Source organism: Streptomyces sp. NPDC110618, assembly GCF_055657065.1.
Genome location: NZ_JBVKBN010000037.1, coordinates 1 through 20,558, shown reverse-complemented (window position 1 = coordinate 20,558; position 20,558 = coordinate 1). Strand labels below are relative to the sequence as shown.

Genomic DNA, 20,558 nt, shown 5'->3' with positions numbered 1-20,558 from the left:
TAACTCCCCTCTGGCGTACGGCCGTTCGACTCCGTACAGTGCAGCGACCGGCTGTTACTCGGGGGTTCCCATGGGGCGCGCAGGACGGTTAGGGCGGGCGGGGCTGAGCACCCTTCTGCTGGGTGCGGGCCTGGTGCTGCTGGGCAGTCCGTGGATGCGGGAACCGCTGTACGAGTTTGAGCCGGACTCGCCCCTGGAGAACGTGATCCACCGCTCCCTCTACCTGCCGACCTGGGATCTGTCACCGAGTTCGCAGGGGCTGTCCGAGCCGCTCTACCTCGCCGGCAACACCGCCCTGCTCGTCCTGCTCGCCGGTGTCGTCCTCGCGCCCCGGCCGCTGACCCGGACCACGGCACCGGCCGGGCTGCGCTGGCTGGCCGCGTTCGGCTCGGGCGTCCTGCTCTCCCTGATCGCGGCCGTGGCGTCCTGGGCCGCGGTCAAGGCCGACGGCGAGGCGTCCCTGAGCTACTTCGCCTCCCCGACGAACTTCGTGATCGTCAACTTCGTCGTGGACGGCCTCGTCTTCGGCGTCCTGCTCGGCCTGGCACTGGGCCTGCTCACCGTGCCCAGCGGGGCCGGCTCCCGCACGGCCGCCCTGTCCCGTGTCCGTATCCGCGAACGGAGCAGCACCATGGCGCCCTCCGCCTCCGAGGCCCCCGGCGGTGCCGTCGGCGACACCGCCCCCGGGGACACCACCCGCCATCTGTGCGCGGCCGCCTACACCGACCCCGAGTTCACCCGCCGCGTCGTCGAGGACGTCCTGCGCGACGAGCTGGGCGCCGTCGCCCCCTCCCCCGGCGTCGACCTGGTCCCCGTGGTCCGGCACAGCCTGGCCGCCCGCCGCCTGCACCGCGCCCGCGACCGGCAACTCGCCCTGGTCTACCTGCTGATCGCCGCCTTCGGCCCCCTGTGGCTGCTCTACGGCAGCTTCGCCCTCAGGTCGCTGGCCGGTGCCTCCCGTCCCCCGCGGCAGACGGCACGCGGACGGGAGCCGGTGGACACGGCTGCGGCCGTGCGCCGGCTCGTCGGCACCGGCGCCGGGGTGCTGCTCGCCGGGATCCTCTTCGCCCTGTTCCTCTCCGCGCTGCCGCTGTCGGGGGTGTGGAGCTGGCTGGCGGGCTCCTACGCCGGAGGCGTTCCCGCGCTGCTGGCGGTGGTCGGCGGCGGGGGCTGGGCGTACTGGATCATGGCGCGGGCGGAGCTGGACACCGACCGTCGGCTGCGGGACTCGCTGCGGCGCGAGAACTTCGTCCCCGAGGGCGGTCCCGAGGTCACCGAGGCGTGGTCGGCGGCCGGGGTGCGGGCCGTGGCCGAGGCGCAGTCCGGCAACGTCACCGTCTACAGCGGCTTCTCCCCCTTCGTCGGACAGGGCGTACAGCAGTCGCAGTGGGCGCTGTCCCTGCCACTGCTGCCCGCGCAACCCGGGGCTCCGCTCACCGGCTTCGACACCTGGGACGTGGTGGAACGGCTGCGCGCCCGGCTGCGGGAGGCCGCCCAACGCCCGCCCGCCGACGGCGGACCCAGCCTCGCCGCCCTTGAGGTCGAGGACCGCGTGTTCGTCAGCGGCACGCGGCTCACCGGGGACCGGCTGCTGCTGCCCGCCCCGGTCCGGGCCCCGGTCACCCGGCTCTCCGACGACGCCGTACGCGCGATCGCCCTGGACCCGCAGGGCACCCCGCGGCACTGCCTGGCCGCGCATCTGCCGCTGTGGGGCGGCGCGGTGGTGCCCAGTCAGCTGCTGCACATCGCGGTCGTGGGCAGGACCCTGCACCTGCACTGCGACCGCCACGTCCTCACCCCGCTCCGGCCCGACCTGCGCGGCGTGGACACGCTCCCCTCCGCCCTCACGCCCGCGCACCGGGCGGGCGTGCTGCTGACGGCGCTGCGGCGCAGTGGCGGGGCCCTGTTCGGCGCTCCGCGGGCCGTACTGGGCGACGCCCTCCGGGACTGGGGCGCACCGCGCAGACAGCGCCGGGAGCGGGCGGCGGCGCAGACCGACCCCGCCTTCGACCGGGGGGCGCGCATGAGCATCCGGGAGTACGCGATGAGCGCGGAGTACCTGGACCACTTCCAGCGCGTGGACGCCGAGCGGGCGTTCGCGGCGCTGGACCGGCACGCGCTGGCCGCCGTACGGGACTTCCTGGAGGAGCACGGGGTGGACACCACCGACTTCCGCACCCAGACCCAGACGATCCTCAACCACGGTGTGCTGCAGACGGGCGGGGTGAGTGTCGTGGCCAACCAGGCGGTGGGCCAGGGCGCGCAGGCGACGACCGGTACGGCCTCGGCGACCGCGCCCGCACCGCAGTAGCCCCCCAACCGGGGGAGTCCCGCACCGCACGAGGAGGAAGATCCGGATGTCCCAGCAGCCCCCCGAGGGGACGAACTACGGCGTGCAGCAGTTCGGCGGTCAGAGCCAGGTCGCCAACCAGGCCGTGGGGCCCGGCGCACGGGCCACGGCCGGCGCGATCTCCTTCCAGTCCCTCACCGCCGACCAGCGCACGGTGATCGACGACCGACTGGCCCTGGTGGAACGCCTCCTGGACGAACACCGGGCGGCCCTCCCCGACCAGGACACCCCCCGCGCCGAACTGCGCCGGCTGCGCGAGGAACTGACGGAACCCGAGCCGGAACCGGGCGTGGTCCGGCGCGCGCTGGACCGCCTCGCGGCCTTCGCCGAGCCGGTGACCGCGCTGTCGGCGGCGGTGGCGGCGCTGGCGCAGGCACTGCCCGCTCTGTGACGAACGGGACGAACGGGACGGTTCCTGTCACAGGACGGCCACAGCGAGCTCAAAGACGCGGGTGATGACGGATGATGCCCTCTCATCATTGTTGATCTCTGGGGGACATCTTGAAGACCCGTACCGCCGTCGTCGCCGCCCTGCTCGCCGTCGGAACCCTGGGCCTCACCGCGTGCGGCAGCGACGACAAGGCCGACCCGGCCGCCTGCAAGGCCGCGGTGGCCGAGCAGGTCAGCGAGGCCGTGAAGAGCGGCAAGGAAATGGGCGAGGACCGGCCCAGCGCCTGTGACGGGCTCAGCGAGAAGGAGCTGGACAAGATCGCCCGCGAGGTCGCCAGCAAGGAGATCGAGGACTCCCTCGGCGACCTCCAGGAGAGCCTGGACGAGCTGGAGCAGTCGGCGCCCTGACGCGGACTCAACTGACGGGGATCGGCCACTCCGGTCCCCCGTCGTGCCCCGGCTTCAGGAAACGGAGCCGGGGGGCGGGGTCGTCGTCGCGCACGGTGACAGCGACCAGGGCGCTCTGGTCGGGCAGCCAGACGAGCCCGCGGTCCAGCAGCCGCTCGTGCGAGGGCAGCCCCGCGGCCCACTTCGGCTCACCACCGCTGAGTTGATAGACACTGACTTCCTTCCCCTTGTGCCCACCTGTGCGTACGCCGACGGCGACGAGCATCCCGTCCGGGGACGGGGCCACGGCTACGGGGCTGTGCCGGGTGTACCAGGCGCCGTTGTCCCCGAGCGCGGGGGTGGTGAACCCCAGGACGCGGTCCTCCGAACCGGCCGCGGTAAGCAGTCGCGTGCCGTCCGGGGTGAGCGCGAGGTCATTGAGGTTGCTGCCGCCGCGGCGCTCGTCCTTGGCGAGGGTCAGCGTCTTGTCCGTTCCTACGGTGTAGGCGAGGAGCCGGGCCGGGCTGAGATGCGGCTGACTCGCGACGAGGGTGGTACCGCTCGCGGCGAGAGCGGGCGCCCGCTCGAACCGGACGGTGCCGCCCTGCTGATCGAGCTCCAGCTCCGGCTTCCCGGCGGCGGTGTCGACCCGAGCGATACCGCCTTCCCAGGCCTCGCACCCGTAGCCGATCCAGAGGAGGGTGCCGGTCCGGGCGATGTGCGTCGGACAGACGTGCTCTTTCCCTCCGGCGACGGAGTAACGGGCGGTCTCCTTGAGCGTCGCGGTGTCGATGGCGGAGACGGCGTCTGCGGCGGAGAGAGCGACGAAGAGGGTACGGCCGTCCTCACTGAGCACCATGCCGTGAGCACCGGGCTGGCCCTCGATCAGACGGTGCCGGTTGCCGGCCCGCTCCCGGTGCGACAGCTCGGCAACGGCGATGCCCTGTCCTCCGGAACCTCCACTGACGAACACCTGCCGGTGCGCGGCGTCGACGACTGCGGCGCCGTATCCGGGGAGGGGGAGGCCGTCGTGGCCTTTTCCTACGGCGACTCCCGCGAGCCCGCCCACGAACAGGGCGGCACAACTGAACACGCTGACAAAGGCAGCGACACGTCTCCTGGCCATACTTGAACGAGAGCACAGGTCGGTGACGTCGGCGGCTTGGGTTACTCCGGGGAGATGACGTCTCCGCCAGCAGGCAGGTCCGCGAACTCCTCAAGCAGATCAAGCATGGCCTCAATCAACCCAGCCTCCGACTCGCGGGGAATCCGGTCGATGGAAGCCTGGCCGTCCCCCATGCCCGGCACTTGGCTCGAAGCCAGGACATATGCCCAGTGGCGGGGCGAGTTCCCGCCGAGAATCCGCTTGCAGACCCACTTCTGGAAGCCATTCAAGGGATCACCGTCACGAGCAGCATCAAAGCCCTCAACGAATGCAACGGCGGTCGAGAACCGATCGTCCAAGAGATACATCCGTCGTCGATTCCTCAAGTGAAAGCAGAGATCTCGAAGTTCCATTCCCTACCCCAGGTCGGCCTTATCCAGCCGGATGTACTCCCAGTATTCCCACTGGCGACGATAGGCGTCCAGTTCCATGCCTTTTGGCCCGGTGAACCCATCGAACGCTTTACCGTCCTTCACCACCACGAAGTGCTCGTGCCATGAACCGTGGGGGTCACGCTTAGAAGGCCCGAGCCTGGCCCCGAGAGAATCCCGCATGTGGTAGATCTCGCCGCCGATGAGATCCTTGATCTTCTTCGCGCACTCGAAGCAGTTGTCCATGGTCGGGACCGGCCAGCCATCTGCACCGATTTCGCACGGCGTCGCATTATGGACAAGGACCGGAGTCGCCCCCGCCAGCACAAAATACGTCCGCAGATCCGCGACGCTCAGGTTGTGCACCCTCGTCTTCCGGGTGCTCTTCTCGACCGTCTCGACCTGCACGTACGTGCCCGCCGACGTGCGTAGCCACTGGCCCGGCCTCAGGTCCGTCGCCTTTGTCCACTTGCCCGTGTTGCGGACCCAGAACGGGTGGTTGTCCGTGGCGGTGAGGGAGGACTTGCGGTTGTCCTTGTCGGTGATCGTGACGCGGACCAGGGTCTTGTCGCCCTTGGAGGTGATCGGGCGCGTGACCTCGCGAGATACCGGCTTCTCGTCGTCCGGGTTCGCCGCCAGGACCCGGTCGCCCTTGTGGATCTTCTCGATCGGCTTTGTCGTGCCGTCCGCCATCAGGACCCGTGTGCCCGGCACGAAGCTGGAGCCCCCGCGGCAGCCCTTGGGCTGGGGAGCCGGTTCGGGGACCTTCTCCTTCGGCGGCGTCGGTGCGTCCGGCACCGCCGACTCCGTCCGTTCCGCCTTGTTCAGCGCGGCGCCCCCGTCGAGCGCCTCGTCCATCTGCTTGCCCGCCTTGCGGGCCAGGCGGGCCGCGCCGATCGCGTTGCCCGCGACCGGGATCGCCGAGGCCAGGGACAGTCCCGCCTCGACGTAGTTGCCCTCCGCCAGGTACAGCAGGCCGTTCGCGACGTCCGCGATCTCGCCGACGCCCGGGATCATGCCCGCCACGTCCAGCACGGAGTGCGCCAGCTCGCTCCACGACATTCCGAACAGGTGGCCGTCCAGCTCCACGTTGCTGATCGGGTTGCCGCCCGCGAAGCCGTAGCGGTTCTGGGTCCAGGGGTCGGTCGCCAGGTCGAGGTCGGCCAGGGCGCCGTTGTACATGTCGCGGGACAGGAACTGGTTCAGTCCCGGGTTGTAGTCCCGGAAGCCCATGTCGTACGTGCCGGAACCACCGTCCCAGCGACGCGAGTTGAAGCGGTAGAAGTTGAACGGCTCCGACGTCGGGTCCAACGCCGACGGCTTGTCCACGCCCGTGAAGGCCGCCTTGTCCGCCTGCCCGTACGCCGTGTAGCCATACGTCGCCTTCGTGTCGCCCTTGTCGTCCGTGATGTGCTCGACGTCGTTGTGGGGCCCGTACCCGAAGAACACCGTCTCGGGATCCTTCGCGCCCTCCGTGTCGAAGGTGACCTGGGAGAGGCGCTCCCCCGCCGGACCGTACTGGTACGTCCGGCTCAGCTTGCCGTCCTCCTCCTCGGAGAGGAGCTGTCCGCCCAGGCCCAGGTAGTGGAAGTCGGTCGTACGGCGCTCACCGCCGCCCGACACGCTCGTGCTGGTCCGGCGGTCGAACGCGTCGTACGAATGCTCCGCCACCACCTGCGCCCGCCCGCTCCCCGAGCGCGTCTCGATCAGGCGGTCGAAGCCGTCGTAGACGTTCTTCTGCGCGGGCCTGCCCCCGGCCGTCACCTGGGACAGGCGGCCGTAGACGTCGTACAGGTACGACGACTTCGTGCCCGCGGTCGTCGACGACAGCAACCGGTCCCGGTCGTAGTCGAACGTCGTCTCCGTCTCCCCGATCCGCTGCCGGACGACGTTGTTGTTCGGGTCGTACTGGTACGTCTCCGTGCGGTCGGTGCCCTCGCCCGCCTTCTTGACCTCGATGCTCCGGTTACGGGCGTCGTAGCGGTACGTCGCCACCGTGTCGAGGGTGTCCCCGTGGTCGTCGGCGTCCATCTTCACCGAGGCGTCCCGGGTGCGGTTGCCGTCGGGGTCGTAGTCGATCTCGTGGCGGGAGACCAGCTCCCCGCCGCCCTCCTTCTTCTCCTCCTGCACGGCCAGCGTGCCGTCGAGGTAGTGCCAGTGGTCGACGGTGTTGCCGTTGTCCTTGGTCTGGCGCTTGAGCCGGCCCGTCGGCCACCAGGTGAAGGTGGTCCTCTTCGCGTCCCCGTCCGTCGACGGGCCCTCGGTCAGCGCCTCCTCGACCAGCCCGAGCGTGTTGTAGGTGTACCGGGAGGTCTCCGGGTCCCGGCCCTCCGCCGTGACCCGGTGTTCGAGGAGGTTGCCGTCCGGGTCGTAGGCGAAGGTCGCCCTGCGCGGGGGGCCGCCCCCGCCGTCCCGTTCCTCCACGGCCGACGGGCGGCCCAGCGGGTCGTTGCCGACCTCCCAGGTGCGGGACGGCGAGGACAGCGCACCCTCCGTGATGCGTGTGACCAGGCCGTCGGGGTCGTAGGTGTAGTGGTACTCGCGGGCGTCCTCGCGCTCCTCGCGGGTCTCCTCCACCTTGACCAGTTCCACCGCGTCGGCGAGCACCAGTTTCCCGGGCGCTTCCTCCGCGCCGGACACCGTGACCCCGTACTCCTTCCCGGCCTCGAAGCGGAACCGCCCCAGCTCCCGCCACTCCCCGGACCCCTCGCCCTGGTCCACCGGCACGACGGCCCGCCCGCCCTCGTGCGGCACCGCGAACTCCGCGCGCCCGCCCTTCTCGTGCCGCGGCCAGCGCGCCAGCACCCGGTACGTGCCGTCGCTCGGCGCGGCCAGCTTCCAGGTGAAGGAAGCGGAGCGGTCCTCGGCGGGGTGGGTGCGGAAGTCGAGCCCGAAGCCGTCCGAGCCGGACGGCTCCTCGGCCCACCGTCCGGCCGCCTCCGTGCGCCCGGCGTCGGAGTTGTCGAGCAGCACCGTCTCCCGCCCGGCGGGCGTGCCGGTGTCGCGGTGCTCGGCGAGGCTGCCGTCCGGGTGGTACCGCCAGCTCATGGTCCGCCGGGTGCCGCCGCCGTCCCCGGTCAGCGTGCGGGAGAGCTGGTTGCCGACCTTGTCGTAGGCGTAGTCGGTGCGGATCTGCCAGGGGTCGGTGCTGCGCCGGAGCAGGCCGTCGTCGAAGTAGGTGTAGCGGGTGACGCTCGGGCGGTCGGACGTGCCGGAGGGCGGGTTGTGCACCTCCATGAGGTCGCCGACCTCGTCGTACACCTGCCGGACGCGGTGCGGCTTCGGGACACCGGGGTCGTCCGGGTCGTAGGGCAGGACCTGCTCGGCGACCCGGTTCAGCGGGTCGTAGACGGTCTCCTGCGCCAGGGTCTTCTTGTTCTCGGCGACCGAGCGCGGCGTGAAGATCTTCGTGCGGTTGCCGGCCTCGTCGTACTCGTAGCGAGTGATCCGGTACTCGATCCGCTCCTCGGGCAGCTCGCACTTCTTGCCCGGCGGGCAGGAGCACTCGAAGCGGCGTTCGTCGCCGAGCTTGTGCGGGGCGCGGATCTGGACCGGGGCCCCGGCCGCGTCGAGGGTGGTCTCGGTGGTGGCGCCGCACTGGTCGGTGACCGAGACGAGGTTGCCGTCGCGGTCGTAGCCGTTGCGGACGGTGTTGCCCTCGGCGTCGGTGACGGCCGTGATGCGGTGCGCGAGGTCGTAGGTGAAGCGCTGGTCGGGGAAGCGGGCGCGGCGGTCGTTGGAGCGCGGGCGGGTGACCGAGAGGACGTCGCCGGCGCGGTCGTAGACGTAGGTGGTGCGGCCCCTGAGGGGGTCGGTCGTCTCGATCAGGCGGTGCAGTTCGTCGTAGGCGAAGACCGTGCGGTGGCCGCGCGGGGTCGTCTCGGCGATGCGATTGCCGACCTTGTCGTAGCTGTAGCGGGTGGTGCGCTCGGGGCCGCCGTCGTCGCTGTTGGGCGGGTCGACGACGGCGACCGGCCGGTCGGCGGCGTTGTACGCGGCCCTGGTGACGGCGCCGTTGGGGTCGGTGGCGCGCACCACGTTGTCGTTGCCGTCGTAGGCGGGCGCGGGGACGCGGATCCAGCGGTCCTCGGGGTCCTCGGCGGCCAGGTCGCGCGGCAGTACCGCGCCGAGCGGGCGGCCGAGCAGGTCGTACTCGTAGCTGCTCGTGCGGCCCTTGGCGTCGATGACCGCCGTGACCGCGCCGACCGCGTCGTACCGGTACCGCGTCGCGTGACCCAACGCGTCGATCACCCGCCCGGGTTGACCGGTGGGCCCGTACTCCGCGAACCGGGTGCTGTGCCCGCGCGGATCGGTGCTCTCCAGCAGCCGCCCGCGCTCGTCGTAGACGCTGTACGAGGTGTACGGCGCCGTGCGCGGCCCCTGCGACCTCGGCGCGGAGTCGCCGGTGTTGCCGCGGGGGTCGGTGACCGAGACGACGTTGCCGTAGCCGTCGACGCCGAAGGTCCAGCGGCGGCCCTCGGGGGAGACCTTCTCCACCAGGTCGGCGACGTGCCCGCGCAGGAAGGTGCGGTAGGTCAGGCCGGTGGAGGCGCGGTCCTCGGGGTCCTTGGCGTTCTCCTCGGGGCCGGTGATCTCCAGGGGGTAGCCGGTGCGCGGGTCGTAGCGCCAGGTCGTCACCGCGCCGCCGGGTTCTTCCAGTCGGCGGACGTTGTTGTCGGCGTCCCAGGCGAGCCTGGTCCGCTCGCCCTTGGCGTTGGTGGAGACGACGGCCCGGCCGAAGGCGTCGAGCCGGAAGGCGGTGCGCTCGCCGCCCGCGTCGGTGACCGTCGTCAGGCGTCCGCGTTCGTTGCGGTCGATGCGGGTGGTGCCGCCCATGCGGTCGGTGAGGGTGGCGACCCGGCCGTGGGAGGCGTTCCCGGACTGGTAACCGAGCCCGGTCCGGCCGCCGTTGGGGTCGGTGATCGAGGTCAGCCGGCCGGAGCCGTCGTAGCGGAACCCCATGGACCGGGCCACGGGCGACCCGGCCGCGTCGGTCACCTCGCTGAGCAGTCCGCCCTCGCCGTACGAGAACTCCACGCGCCGCCCGTGCACATCGGTGACCGAGGCCAGCCTGCCGCTCTCGCCGTACGCCAGGGTCATCACCCGGCGTCCGGAGGCGTCGGTCAGCCGGCGCAGCTGCGGCTCGGCCGCCAAGTCGGCCTGTTCGTAGTGGAATCGGAGCGTGTTGCCGTTGCGGTCGACGACGGCGGTCGGGCGGCCCCCGTCCGAGAAGTGGAACTGGGTGCGGTCGGGCCGGGTGAACACCCAGCGCCGGTCGGGGGAGCCGCCCGCGCGCTCAAGGTGGAAGTGGACGCCGGCCGGGTGGGCGTAGTCCCAGTTCCGTGGGTTGTCGCTGCCGTGCCGGTCGAGGCGGAAGGTGTGGCTTGTGCCGTCGCCGTCGACCAGGCGCACCGAGTCCGGGAAGCCGTTCCCGATGTACTGGCCGGTCTCGAAGTGCAGGGGCGAGCCGAGCCGGGTGAGCGTGGACGCCGACACCGACCAGCCGGGTCCGGCGACCGTGTCGGAGGCGTCCTGAGTGTTGTGGGTCAGGCGCAGGAAGGCGGCGGGGCCGAGGCCGGGGTGGGCGAAGAGGTTCCAGCTCGTCGCCGCGTTCCCGTTGGCCGCGTTGACGGCGACCGCGGCTCCCGCACCGGCTTCGGCGCGTGTGTACTGGTAGAACCGCTCCAGCCCCAGCCGGTCGGAGGCGGACCGCTCCACCACGACCCGCTCCCGCGCCTGCGGCACGGGTCCGGCGGGCGGCTCGGCCTCCGACAGCCAGCGACGCGCGGCACGGTCGTACAGGTCCCAGGAGAGGAAGAGGGAGCCGCGGGTGCCCGGCAGGTCCGGGGCGCGTACGACGGCCCGCAGCTCGGCGGACTCGCCGGGCGACAAGTCCCGGGGCAGCGCGGTGAGATGGTCGACGGGCCGCTCGCCCTTGCCGTACGGGTACTCGGTCCCGTCGGCCCGGTACCAGCGCACGCCGAGGGCGATGTCCTGGGCGGGCCAGGCCTGTTGGGCGGTGTCGGTCACGGTGATGCTCACGCGGGTCCGGCCGCCGGGCGCGAGGCGCCGCGGTGCGGCGGGCGCGAAGTACGTGGCCCCGCGCGGCGGTTGCTCCCCCGACGCCTGGCCTCCCGCGCGCTCCCCGGAGGCCGGGCGCGGCCGGTGGGGCAGCGGGTTCTCGGACGGCAGCAGCCGCCCCGGATGCCGTCCGGGCTCCCCACGCCAGGTGGGCGCGGGCACGGCCGCGCGGGTCGCCTGCCCGGCCGGGGCGTGCGCGCCCAACAGGGTGGTCAGGACGCAGCAAGTGAGCAGGAGGACAAGCGGGGACCGGGACCGGCTGCTGAGCATGGGCCCATTACATTCCGATGATCAACAATTACATAGCGTGACATTCGGAGTGCGTGTGCGCCATCCGGACGAAATGCGGGCCGGAACCGGCAGGCGCGCGGTGTCCCTACGATGGACCGGCCGTGAAGTGCGGGGCAGCGGAAGGGAGACAGGGCATGACGGATCACCGGCGCCCCCGGCGGCGGGGGCAGGGCGAGCTGGAGGCGCAGGTGCTGTCGGCGCTGCGCGAGGCGGACGGCCCGGCCACGGCGGGCTGGGTGCAGGAACGGCTCGGCGGCGACCTCGCCTATACGACGGTGATCACGATCCTGACGCGGCTGCTGGCCAAGAACGCGGTGACCCGGGAACGCGCCGGACGCTCCTTCCTGTGGACCCCGGTCTCGGACCAGGCAGGGCTCGCCGCGCACCGGATGCGCAGGCTCCTGGACGGCGAACGCGACCGGGAGGCGGTGCTCGCCAGCTTCGTCACCTCCCTCGAACCCGACGACGAGCGGCTGCTGCGGGGGCTGCTGGAAAAGGCGGAGGACGACGGGGAAGGCTGACTCCTCATGGGGCTGTTCGTCTTTCTTCCGCTGGTCCTGCCGCTCACGGCGTGGCCGGTCGCCCGGCTGGCCGAGCAGCGTCTGCATCCGCGCGTCGCCACCCGCCTGCTGACCGGCGTGGCCGGGGTGATGGCCGTGTGCAGCACGGTCTGCCTCGCCCTGCTGATGGTCGTCGGCACCGCCCAACTGCCCGGCAACCCGCTCCCGGACGGCTGGTCCGACCCCGAGGTGCGCGCGGCGGTGCCGTACGACGGGGTCGCGGGCCGGGTGGCGATCCCCGCGCTGCTGGCGGTGGCCGTGGCGTGCGGGCGCACCCTGTGGCGGCACGGGCGGGCACGCCGGCGTGCCCACCGGGCCCTCGCCGCCCTCCCGCCGACCGAGGTCGCGGTACTCCCCGACACGACGCCGTACGCCTACGCCCTGCCCGGCCGCCCCCGGGACCGGATCGTGGTGACCACCGCCCTGCTCGCCGGACTGCGCCCCGCCGAACGCCGCGCCCTGTTCGCCCACGAACGGGCCCACCTGGCGGAACGCCACCACCGGTTCCTCCTGGTGACGCAACTGGCGGCTCGGGCCAACCCGTTCCTGCGCCCCTTGCGTACGGCCGTCTCCTACACGACCGAACGCTGGGCGGACGAGGAGGCGGCCCGAACCCTCGGCGACCGCCGCACCGTCGCCCGCGCGATCGGCAGGGCGGCCCTGGTCTCGCGGGGCACCCCGGCCCCCACCCTGGCGGGGCTCGCGGCACCCGGGCCGGTGCCGCGCCGGGTGGCGGCCCTGCTGGGGCCCGCTCCGGCGGCCCGGCTGCCGGTGTTCACGGCGGTGGGAGTGGCGGCGTGGACGGCGGCGGCCGGGGCGGCGGTGTCGGCGATGTCGTCGGCCAACTCGGCGGTGACGATGATGACGATCCTGTACGCGGCGACGCCGCTGTGACCGGCGGGGTGCCGGTCACAGCGGTGTCCGAGAGGACCAGCGGGATGCCGGTCAGGCGCCGTCCGTGAGCACCGCCAGTCCCGCGATGAGCCCGACGAAGGCCAGGACCGCCAGGACGCAGACGAGGAGCACGAGCCAGCCGGTCAGGACGGCGGCGAGCGCGAGTCCGCGCCCGTCACCGTCCAGACGCCGGCCCCTGAAGCGCGCGATGTGGCCCGTGGGAATGGCGACCAGCGCGCACAGCAGCGCACCGCCGATGAAGATGCCCGGATTGATCCAGGCGATCCCCGTGGCGAAGTTCCCGAGGAACGCGGTACCGCCGAGCGCGAAGAAGGCGCTGACCTTCGCCGCCCGGTTGCGCCCCGAGGCCGACGCACGGGCCGGTGCCTGCGGGTGAGCACGGCTGCTCATGCTGTCCCCCCTGTTGACGGTCCTGGCATGTCCGCCGACGGATGCTACGGGATCACCGTGGGGCCGGTGTCCGCTCAGAGGTCGAACTCGTGCGGCGGCAGGTCGAGGGCGAAGCACGCCTCGCGGACGACGCCCTGCTCGGTCTTGTCGAAGTCGCCGTCGGCGCCGCCGATGACGATGCCGATCTGGATGACGGCGCGGGCCTCGGCGGGCTTCTTCCTGGCCTTGGCGATCTCCTGCATGACGCTGACCTTGCCGAAGGCGAAGTCGGCGGTCAGCTTGTTCAGGTTGTCCTCGAAGCGGCGGCGCAGGTCGTCGGCGTCGAAGTTCTGCAGCACCTCGTTGGTGGCGATGAGCTGGGCCACGCGCTGCCGCTCGGAGGGGTCGACGGTGCCGTCGGCGGCGGCGACCAGGGCGCACATCGCCATGCTCGCGTCGCGGAAGGCACCGCTCTTGAGCTCGTTCTTCTTCGCCGTCAGCTGCGTCTGCATCGTCGACGCGGACTCCTTGATGCGGTCCCAGAGGGCCATGCGAACTCCATGCGCTAGGGGAAGGCTATTTTCTACAACACTGTAGAAACTGCGGGGATGGCGAAGAAGTTCCCGCGGAACCGCTCCCCCACCCCCGCCCGCCTCACGGGGTCAGCCCTCGTCCTCCTCGTCCCCCTCGAAGAAGTCACCGATCTCGTCGACGACCTCGGCCGCGACCATGCCGCCCACCACACCGACGGCGAGCCCGGCGGCACCGGCCGCGACGGCGGTACCGATACCGGGCCCGGAGTGCTGACCGCCGTACGACCCGTGCGCACCGTGGGAGGCCCGCTGCTCGACGAGCTGCCGCAGCCACCCGTCGACGACCGCGTTCCAGTCCAGCCCCTCGGCATCGGCGTGCGAGACGGTGAACCGGGTCAGCGCGTCCTGCCCCTCGGAGAAGAACCCACCGCGCTTGTCGGCTTCGAGGACGACCTCCATCCCGGCCGGACCGGCGAGGAAGGTCACCTCGACCTCGTTGAAGTGCTGCGCGTACGAGGGCGAGGGCGTGAGCTCGATCTCCTGGTAGAAGGGCAGCCGCTGCCCGGTCCCCCCGATCCGCCCGTACTCCAGATCCGCCGACCTGAACCCGAACCCGAGCTGCCCGAACGCCTCCAGCACGGCCTCCTGCACGGGCAGCGGACCGACGGCCAGCGGATCGAGGTCCCCCTTGTCCTTGGCCCCGGCGACCGCCAGCTCGGTCCGCACCCCGAGGACGATGCCGAGCGCCTGCCCGTACAGCTCGGTGACCGGGGTCTCCCAGGGCACCGTCACGGTGAAGGGAACGCTCTGCTCGACCCCCGCCGCGAGCCGGAACCCCCCGCCGACGGTGAACCGCTCGAAGGCGACGACCCCCTCGCCCTCACCCCCGTCGTGCTCGACCTCGACCCGGGCGACGAGCTCCAGGGTGATGTGCTCGATCTCGAAGTCGGCGCTGCCGCCGGTGAGACGGACCTCCCCCGAGAGCGAACCCCCCGGCCGGACCGCCCCGGCATCGAGCACCGTATCCACCGTGGGCCCGCCCACCCCGAGCGAACCGAGCAGCCGCTTGAACACCATCGCGGTGTCAACTCCTTTGCCTGTCTACGGTCTGACGCGCCGTCGAGAACGGCCGGGGCGCCCCGACCATCCTCTACACGCACGTAGAAGCATAGGGTCGGGGCGCCCTGCCGCGGGTCAACACGAAGACGCCGGCACCGCCGTGGTGGAGTCCGGGGAACCGTTGAGCGGGCGGGTGAAGCGGTAGCACTGGGAGGTCGTGGCGTCCGCGGCGGAGAGCACGACGGAGACCGTGACGGTGTCCACCTCGCGCACCACGCCCCTGACATCGCCCGTGGGGTCCAGGGCCTTCCGCACTCCGGCCTCGGTCAGGTCCTCGGGGTACAGGTTCGCGATGCGCTTGCGCGTGAGCCCGGCCAGCCCTTCGATCTCGGCACCGGGCAGGCACACGGAGTCGTCCCGCTCGGAGAAACGCGACGTCCACGCCCGGCCCTCGCCGTGTGCGTAGGTGACGACGAAGCACCGGGTCACCCTGACGGGCCCGCCGCCCAGGATGGCCTTCTCGTCGTACTGGGCGAAGTGTTCGGCCGTGGCGGTGAACTCGCGGCGGGAGGCGTCGTAGGTGATCAGGGGCGCCTGGCTGTGCCGCCGGATCACCCCGGTGAGGGTGTCGGCGTCGGTGGCACGGCTCTCGCCGAGTGCGCGAGCCGTGTCGTCCGTCTCGGCCCGGACCCGCTGCTGGATCGAGGCGTACGCCTCGTCCCTGCGGTCGCTGTTGACCTTTCCGTCGTCCCAGTGCCGGTACCACAACCAGCCGACGGCGACGCCGAGAACGGTGATCAGTGCGATCAGGGCGGTGAGACAGCCGGTGGTCACGAAGCGGTTCGCCCGTCCCGTGACCACCGTGCCGCCGGTCTGGTCAGCTGTCACTGACTGCCCTTGTACCCCAGGTCGGCCAGTGCCTTGTCCATGACCCGAGCGTAGCCCGTGGTACCGGCGTTCTTCGGGTGGAACGATTCCAGGCTGGCGCAGACGTTCTGACCGGGCCAGGGCAGGCAGGGCGGCAGAGCCGGACAGGCCGGGACCACGGCCACGCTCCGCTGTTCAGCGAGGGGCGGAGGTACGGGATTGATCTCATGCGATGGGATGGAGGCGGTCTGTGACGAGTTGGACGATGTCCGGGCCGGCCATGCCCATCCTCTGGGCGAGTTGGACGAAGTGCTGGCACGCCTCGATGACCAGGGCCTTGCTGGGAGCCTCGGCGGTGACGACCGCTCCGCGTCCGGGGCGGAGTTCGATGAGCCTCTCGTCCTTGAGGAGTTGGTATCCGCGCAGGACGGTGTGCATGTTGATGTCCAGCGTGCGCGCCAGGGTGCGGGCGGGCGGCAGGCGGTCACCCTTGCGGAGTTTGCCGTCGGCCATGTTGCGGCGTACCGATGCGGCGATCTGCTCCGCGAGACTCAGGGGCGAGGAGCGGTCGATGGTGACCAGCATGTCAGCGACCTTTGCGTCCGTGCGCGAGGAGTTGGTTGGTGAGCTGCGCGGCGGTCTCGGCGTCGTCGATGGTGATCACGAACTTGTTGCCGTTCGTGAGGGTGAGCCACAGCGCGTCCCCTTCCCGGAGCGAGATGGCGCTCAGGCCCGGGTTCCAGCGGTAGCCCCACCCTCCGATCTCGGTGGGCCGGGTCCAGCCCGCCGAGGCGGCTTCAATGCGGTCGAGGGGGAAGCGCCGGCGCAGGAACGGCAGGAGCGCCGATCCGGCGGTGACGCCACCGGGGGAGACCGTGACACGGATCGCGCCGGTGACGAGGAATGCGGCGGAGACGATCAGCAGCCACAGGGCCATGGCCCGGTGGGGGCGGTCGACGGCCGCGATGACGACGAGGCCGAGAGCTGAGACGAGGCCGGTGGCGAGCATCCAGCCGCTGGCCAGGTGACGATGCCAGACCGTGACCGCCGTCGGAGCGGAGTCCTGGTTCATGCCCGCCTCCGGGAGATCAGCCAGGCCGCGACACCCGCGGCGGCACCCACTACGACCCCCACGGGCAGTTGGAACAGAGGCAGTTCCGGGGTGCGCCCGTCGGAGCCGCTGGTCGCCCACATGGCCGCTATGAGGATGTAGGCCGTCGCCGCGGCCAGGCCGATGGAGAAGATGGTCAGTGACCTTGTGGTGGTGAGCGCCGACCTGGCAGAGAAGCCCGCGGCGATCGTGCCGACGGCCTCGGTGGCGAACACCAACATGTACAGGCCAACTGCGGCGGCAGGAGAACTGTACCCGTCGGCGGTGCCGTCAAGGGTGAAGTGCGTGGCCACCCTGTCCGGGAACGAGTCCCGGAACAGCAGGAACGCTATGCCAGTGGCTAATGCCCCGCCCGCGAAGGGCGCGGCCAGCAACGTGACCCGACGTACAGGACCGGCAGGTGCTTCACGGTTCGACGACATGAGCATCGACCTCCTCTGTGACTCACATCACTAAACTTGTTCGTATTGCAGTAGAGCAACTGTACCGTTCAGTGATGCCCGTACCCGAGCTGCTGCGACTGACACGCAACTGCAAGTAGTTGGCTTGATCGCCTGGCGCCGCACCGTAAAGACGTTGCCTCACGGTCGAACACTTGTAGGTTTTACTCGTCCGTACCCCATGGTTGCGCTGCGTGACCACTGGGGCATCACGAAGAACCAAGGAAGCTCTTCATGCACAGACGCGCAAGCGTCGCCATCGCGGCCGTCGCTGTTCTCGGGCTCGGCGGCGCCGTGGCCCAGCAGGCCGTCGCCACACCCGCAGCAAGCCACGTCGGCTCGTCCTTAGCGTCGGCCTCCCTGTCCAAGGCCGAGGCCACACGGGACGGCCGGGCACTGTTCGAGGGCCTGGCCTTCGCCCAGGGCTCCGTGGCGAAGGACCTGGCCGACTCAGGCAAGTTCGTGGATGTCGCCGCGCTCCGCAAGAAGAACAGCACCGCCGAACAGCGGCAGGCAACGTCCGCGCTGCTGGACAAGATCCAGAAGGAACGCCCGCAGTTCTTCCACACCTTCTCGCAGAAGCTCCGCTCCGGAGACCCGCGGAAGGTGGAAAGCGGCGTTGCCAAGGCCGGCGACATCTTGAAGTCACTGGCGGCCGCGGCAGAGCCCAAGGCCCGCGACACCGGCACCGGAACGGGCAGGTGCGCCACCGTCGTACTCGCGGTCAACGTGCTCGTAGCCGTGAACCTGGGTGGCGCGGTCAACGTCTCGGTGGCCGTCAACATCCAGGCCGCCGGCAATGTGGTGAACGCGCTCAACTTCTGGTCCTCGTCCGCCAAGGACGGCGAGAGCTCTCTGACCAGGGACGAGCAGATCGCCGAGCTGACGCAGGTCCTCGCGGCCTGATCGCGCTTCGGGGCGGTGGGCCGTACTCCAAGGCGCCTGGCGGCCGGCCCGCCGCCCCTCGTCATCCGCCTCTGCTCGCGGCTCCCGCGCTGTGCCGACCAGTCAAGGGCACCCCTTCCCATGCGTCTCGCTGACAGACTCCAATTACGCTCGCCCAGCCCCGGCCACTCGGCCGCGGTGCCCCGCTCCTGGGTCACGGCGGTCGCGGTGACCTGGATCGTCGTTTCGCTGTATGTGGCCCAGAGCTTCCTGCCGCACAACGTCATCTCCCTGCCGGGGCAGAACGCCGCCCGCAAGGCAGCGACCGTCGTGACCCCTCAGGGGTGGGCCTTCTTCACCAAGTCCGCGAAGGACCCCCAGTACGCCCCGTACCGCATGACCGACGGCCAATGGCACAGCGCCGCGCTCACCCCGCACTCCAGGCCGTCGAACATATTCGGCCTCGACCGTGCACCGAGGTCCCAGGGCATCGAGACGGCCCTGCTGCTGCACCAGGAGAGCGTTTGGTGGACCCCCTGCGCCGATACGGGCTCGGTCATGGACTGCCTGGCACGCGGGGCGGCCAAGGCCGTGAGGACGACCAACCCGTCGCCCGCGCCCAGCTTGTGCGGACGCGCCGCCGTCGTGGAAATGAAGCCGGTCCCCTGGGCCTGGCGCCACCTCTCCCCTGAGCGGCACACCCCGGAACGCGTCGCCGTGTGGGAGGTGAGCTGCCCGTGAACCAGCAGCACATCCCGCTGCCGTGGACCAACATCTACGGACTCGCTCGCACCCTCGTGGCCCTGGGCACCGCTGGCACGCTGGCCGCTTCCAGTGCCGAGACCCTCTTCCGGCCGGTGGCCACCATCGGTGACTACCCGTCCTGCAACTCCACCACCGCGGCCAGCCTCTTCTGCCTCTCCCCTGACAACTACAGTCATCTCACCTGGCTCACCTGGCTGTGTGTCGCCGCCCTGTTGGTCATCGCATCGGGCTGGCGGCCACAGATCACCGCGCTGCCGCACGCCTACATCAACTACAGCGTCTTCTCCGGTATCGCCATCGTCGACGGCGGAGACCAGATCGCCCTGATCCTCTCCGTGCTCTTCGTCCTGCCGGCACTCGGGGACGAACGCCGTTGGCACTGGGAACAACCTCGGGACCAGACACCGAAGACGCGCACGACCCGCCTGCTCGCGCTGATCGGCACCAGCGGACTGATCATGCTGCGCCTGCAGATGGTCGTCGTCTATTTCCAGGCCGCCGTCGCCAAACTGCCCCACGCCGAATGGCAGGATGGCACCGCCATGTGGTACTGGGGCAGCAACCTGGACTTCGGCCCCGCACCATGGCTCGACACCCTCGTGGAACCAGTCATCACCAGCGCGCTGGGCGTGGCACTGATGACCTGGCTCCCCCTGCTGATCGAGGGCTCCCTGGTGGTCTCCCCGCTGCTCCCGCAGCGGTTGCGCTGGTGGGCCATGGGCGCCGGCCTCCTCTTCCACCTCTCCATCGCCCTGATGATGGGTCTGTGGAGCTTCGCCCTGGCCATGGCCGGCGGAATCCTGGTGCTGTGCCTGCCACTTGGCTCGTCCCTCAGCCTCCGCGCTGAGGAGAACACGGCCGCTGTCGATACACAGCCCCCGCCGGAAGCCGAGGCACCGGATCACGACCGCTCCGCTCCCCCCGTCGAGCAGCCGCAACCGTCCCGATGACCGCGCGAGACCACCGCCCAAGCGGCACCCGATCCACAGGCCACGCGCATATCCACTCACGCAGCGCTCACGCAGTGCCTTGAAAACGAAGCAGCGCCCGAGCCAACCGAAGCCGACTCAGGCGCTGCACAGCAGGTCAGAGGCCATATCCCCGACCGCCACCGGTAGGCCCTGTGGGACTCGAACCCACAACCAATGGATTAAGAGTCCTGGTCAGGATATGCGGGTGCGTCCAAGTACCGCTTCGGAGTCCGGAGCCATCAAGGTCAGAGCACACTCACGTGACGTTCGGTCCGCGCCGTATCAGCTCGTGCCACCCCATCCGCTCACGCATCGCTCACGCACGAAGCTTCGTAGGCAGGGCGTGCAAATCCCCTTGGGAATCGGTCAGGTACAGCCAGTCATCGGTACAGGCCGGGGCCCCTTGGCGGTCAGCGCTCAGAAGCATGTCGTAGGAGCGGAGCTTTCGGCCGACGGGGAGTTTCCAGGCTGTCACCGTCGCCGCACGATCAGCAGTGAAAAGAGTGTCGCCTACCGCAAACGGCCGGGTGGGGTGCCCCGAAGTTTCCGGACAGGGATCCAATAGGATCGTCCTGAGAGGGAAACGAGGAAGCAGTGGCGCCACCCAGTAAGTACTCGCCGGAGTTCCGTGAGGAAGCCGTCCAGATCGCGTTGAGGTCGAGCAAGACGATCTCTGAAGTCGCCCGGGAGCTTGAGTTGAACCCGGAGACGCTACGTGGCTGGGTGAAGAAGTACCAGAAGCAGCAGGAACCGGCTCCCGATGCGGAATTGACGGTGAGCGAGCGGTCGCGCTTGAAGGAACTCGAGCGGCGTAACCGTGAGCTGGAGATGGAAAACTCCTTCCTGAAAAAATGCGCGGCGTACTTCGCGAAGGAACCCCGGTAGCAAGCAAGTACGAGTTCATCGATGAGATGCGGCTCGACACTGCGGAGTACGCACACAGCGTCGAGTTTATGTGCGGCCGGCTCGGCGTATCCAGATCCGGCTACTACGACTGGCGATCCCGCCCCGAATCCGCGACGGCCCAGCGGCGCGAGGAACTGAAACT

At 70.6% G+C, this 20,558-nt stretch carries 20 protein-coding genes and 1 pseudogene; 10 read left to right on the top strand and 11 right to left on the bottom strand.

Features of this window, described 5'->3' with window-relative positions; genetic code table 11:
- Positions 1 to 70: 70 nt before the first annotated feature.
- The 3 genes from ACZ7L7_RS36065 (at position 71) to ACZ7L7_RS36055 (ending at position 3,148) form a co-directional block, all read left to right on the top strand.
- Complete coding sequence (locus ACZ7L7_RS36065; RefSeq protein ID WP_472077947.1) at positions 71 to 2,311, top strand: hypothetical protein; 2,241 nt, start codon at positions 71 to 73, stop codon at positions 2,309 to 2,311.
- Positions 2,312 to 2,357: 46 nt separating this feature from the next.
- A complete protein-coding gene (locus ACZ7L7_RS36060; protein WP_093723637.1) occupies positions 2,358 to 2,741 on the top strand; it encodes a DUF5955 family protein in 384 nt (127 codons plus the stop codon).
- Between the two features lie 110 nt (positions 2,742 to 2,851).
- On the top strand, positions 2,852 to 3,148 hold the full coding sequence (locus ACZ7L7_RS36055) for a hypothetical protein (RefSeq protein ID WP_093723636.1): 297 nt from the start codon (positions 2,852 to 2,854) through the stop codon (positions 3,146 to 3,148).
- Positions 3,149 to 3,155: 7 nt separating this feature from the next.
- Here the strand turns inward: ACZ7L7_RS36055 and ACZ7L7_RS36050 are convergent, their stop codons facing one another.
- The 3 genes from ACZ7L7_RS36050 to ACZ7L7_RS36040 form a co-directional block, all read right to left on the bottom strand.
- Positions 3,156 to 4,220 (bottom strand): YncE family protein, encoded by a 1,065-nt coding sequence (locus ACZ7L7_RS36050; RefSeq protein WP_472077946.1) that lies wholly within the window; start codon positions 4,218 to 4,220, stop codon positions 3,156 to 3,158.
- Between the two features lie 74 nt (positions 4,221 to 4,294).
- Positions 4,295 to 4,600, bottom strand: coding sequence for a hypothetical protein (locus tag ACZ7L7_RS36045; RefSeq protein ID WP_285516212.1), 306 nt, complete (start codon positions 4,598 to 4,600; stop codon positions 4,295 to 4,297).
- Between the two features lie 48 nt (positions 4,601 to 4,648).
- A complete protein-coding gene (locus tag ACZ7L7_RS36040; RefSeq protein WP_472077945.1) occupies positions 4,649 to 11,014 on the bottom strand; it encodes a golvesin C-terminal-like domain-containing protein in 6,366 nt (2,121 codons plus the stop codon).
- A 155-nt stretch (positions 11,015 to 11,169) separates the two neighbouring features.
- On the opposite strand from ACZ7L7_RS36040, the gene ACZ7L7_RS36035 reads away from it, so the two are divergent.
- Positions 11,170 to 11,556 carry a BlaI/MecI/CopY family transcriptional regulator gene (locus ACZ7L7_RS36035; RefSeq protein ID WP_285516210.1) on the top strand — a complete coding sequence of 129 codons (387 nt, stop codon included), beginning with the start codon at positions 11,170 to 11,172 and terminating at the stop codon, positions 11,554 to 11,556.
- A gap of 6 nt (positions 11,557 to 11,562) precedes the next feature.
- Positions 11,563 to 12,489: a M56 family metallopeptidase gene (locus ACZ7L7_RS36030; protein WP_471593408.1), complete on the top strand. Its 927-nt coding sequence runs from the start codon at positions 11,563 to 11,565 to the stop codon at positions 12,487 to 12,489.
- A 51-nt stretch (positions 12,490 to 12,540) separates the two neighbouring features.
- On the opposite strand, the gene ACZ7L7_RS36025 is transcribed toward ACZ7L7_RS36030, so the two are convergent.
- The 8 genes from ACZ7L7_RS36025 to ACZ7L7_RS35990 all read right to left on the bottom strand — a co-directional run bounded on the left by ACZ7L7_RS36025 (position 12,541) and on the right by ACZ7L7_RS35990 (position 16,871).
- Entirely contained in the window at positions 12,541 to 12,900 is a 360-nt protein-coding gene (locus ACZ7L7_RS36025; RefSeq protein WP_285516208.1) for a DUF4190 domain-containing protein, read from the bottom strand.
- A gap of 74 nt (positions 12,901 to 12,974) precedes the next feature.
- Positions 12,975 to 13,430: a tellurite resistance TerB family protein gene (locus ACZ7L7_RS36020; protein ID WP_285516207.1), complete on the bottom strand. Its 456-nt coding sequence runs from the start codon at positions 13,428 to 13,430 to the stop codon at positions 12,975 to 12,977.
- A 111-nt stretch (positions 13,431 to 13,541) separates the two neighbouring features.
- Positions 13,542 to 14,489 (bottom strand): sporulation protein, encoded by a 948-nt coding sequence (locus tag ACZ7L7_RS36015; RefSeq protein WP_285516206.1) that lies wholly within the window; start codon positions 14,487 to 14,489, stop codon positions 13,542 to 13,544.
- A 117-nt stretch (positions 14,490 to 14,606) separates the two neighbouring features.
- Positions 14,607 to 15,359, bottom strand: a complete 753-nt coding sequence (locus ACZ7L7_RS36010) for a hypothetical protein (protein WP_472077944.1) — start codon at positions 15,357 to 15,359, stop codon at positions 14,607 to 14,609.
- Positions 15,356 to 15,523 carry a hypothetical protein gene (locus tag ACZ7L7_RS36005; RefSeq protein ID WP_453606072.1) on the bottom strand — a complete coding sequence of 56 codons (168 nt, stop codon included), beginning with the start codon at positions 15,521 to 15,523 and terminating at the stop codon, positions 15,356 to 15,358. The genes ACZ7L7_RS36010 and ACZ7L7_RS36005 overlap by 4 nt, the downstream gene beginning before the upstream one ends.
- A 40-nt stretch (positions 15,524 to 15,563) precedes the next feature.
- Complete coding sequence (locus ACZ7L7_RS36000; protein WP_285516204.1) at positions 15,564 to 15,923, bottom strand: GntR family transcriptional regulator; 360 nt, start codon at positions 15,921 to 15,923, stop codon at positions 15,564 to 15,566.
- A gap of 1 nt (position 15,924) precedes the next feature.
- On the bottom strand, positions 15,925 to 16,410 hold the full coding sequence (locus ACZ7L7_RS35995) for a hypothetical protein (RefSeq protein WP_285516203.1): 486 nt from the start codon (positions 16,408 to 16,410) through the stop codon (positions 15,925 to 15,927).
- A complete protein-coding gene (locus ACZ7L7_RS35990; RefSeq protein WP_285516202.1) occupies positions 16,407 to 16,871 on the bottom strand; it encodes a DUF1648 domain-containing protein in 465 nt (154 codons plus the stop codon). Before ACZ7L7_RS35990 ends, ACZ7L7_RS35995 begins: the two co-directional genes overlap by 4 nt.
- A gap of 252 nt (positions 16,872 to 17,123) precedes the next feature.
- On the opposite strand from ACZ7L7_RS35990, the gene ACZ7L7_RS35985 reads away from it, so the two are divergent.
- The 5 genes and pseudogenes from ACZ7L7_RS35985 to ACZ7L7_RS35965 form a co-directional block, all read left to right on the top strand.
- Complete coding sequence (locus tag ACZ7L7_RS35985) at positions 17,124 to 17,795, top strand: sporulation delaying protein family toxin (RefSeq protein WP_453606077.1); 672 nt, start codon at positions 17,124 to 17,126, stop codon at positions 17,793 to 17,795.
- Between the two features lie 177 nt (positions 17,796 to 17,972).
- The gene (locus ACZ7L7_RS35980) at positions 17,973 to 18,515 is read left to right on the top strand and encodes an SdpA family antimicrobial peptide system protein (protein WP_453606079.1); all 543 of its coding nucleotides are present in this window, start codon (positions 17,973 to 17,975) and stop codon (positions 18,513 to 18,515) included.
- Positions 18,512 to 19,489 carry a sporulation-delaying protein SdpB family protein gene (locus tag ACZ7L7_RS35975; RefSeq protein ID WP_472077943.1) on the top strand — a complete coding sequence of 326 codons (978 nt, stop codon included), beginning with the start codon at positions 18,512 to 18,514 and terminating at the stop codon, positions 19,487 to 19,489. Before ACZ7L7_RS35980 ends, ACZ7L7_RS35975 begins: the two co-directional genes overlap by 4 nt.
- Before the next feature lie 615 nt (positions 19,490 to 20,104).
- Positions 20,105 to 20,395 carry a transposase gene (locus tag ACZ7L7_RS35970; RefSeq protein WP_472077942.1) on the top strand — a complete coding sequence of 97 codons (291 nt, stop codon included), beginning with the start codon at positions 20,105 to 20,107 and terminating at the stop codon, positions 20,393 to 20,395.
- Positions 20,362 to 20,558, top strand: a pseudogene (locus ACZ7L7_RS35965) (hypothetical protein); the annotation flags it as partial. The gene ACZ7L7_RS35970 and the pseudogene ACZ7L7_RS35965, both read left to right, overlap by 34 nt.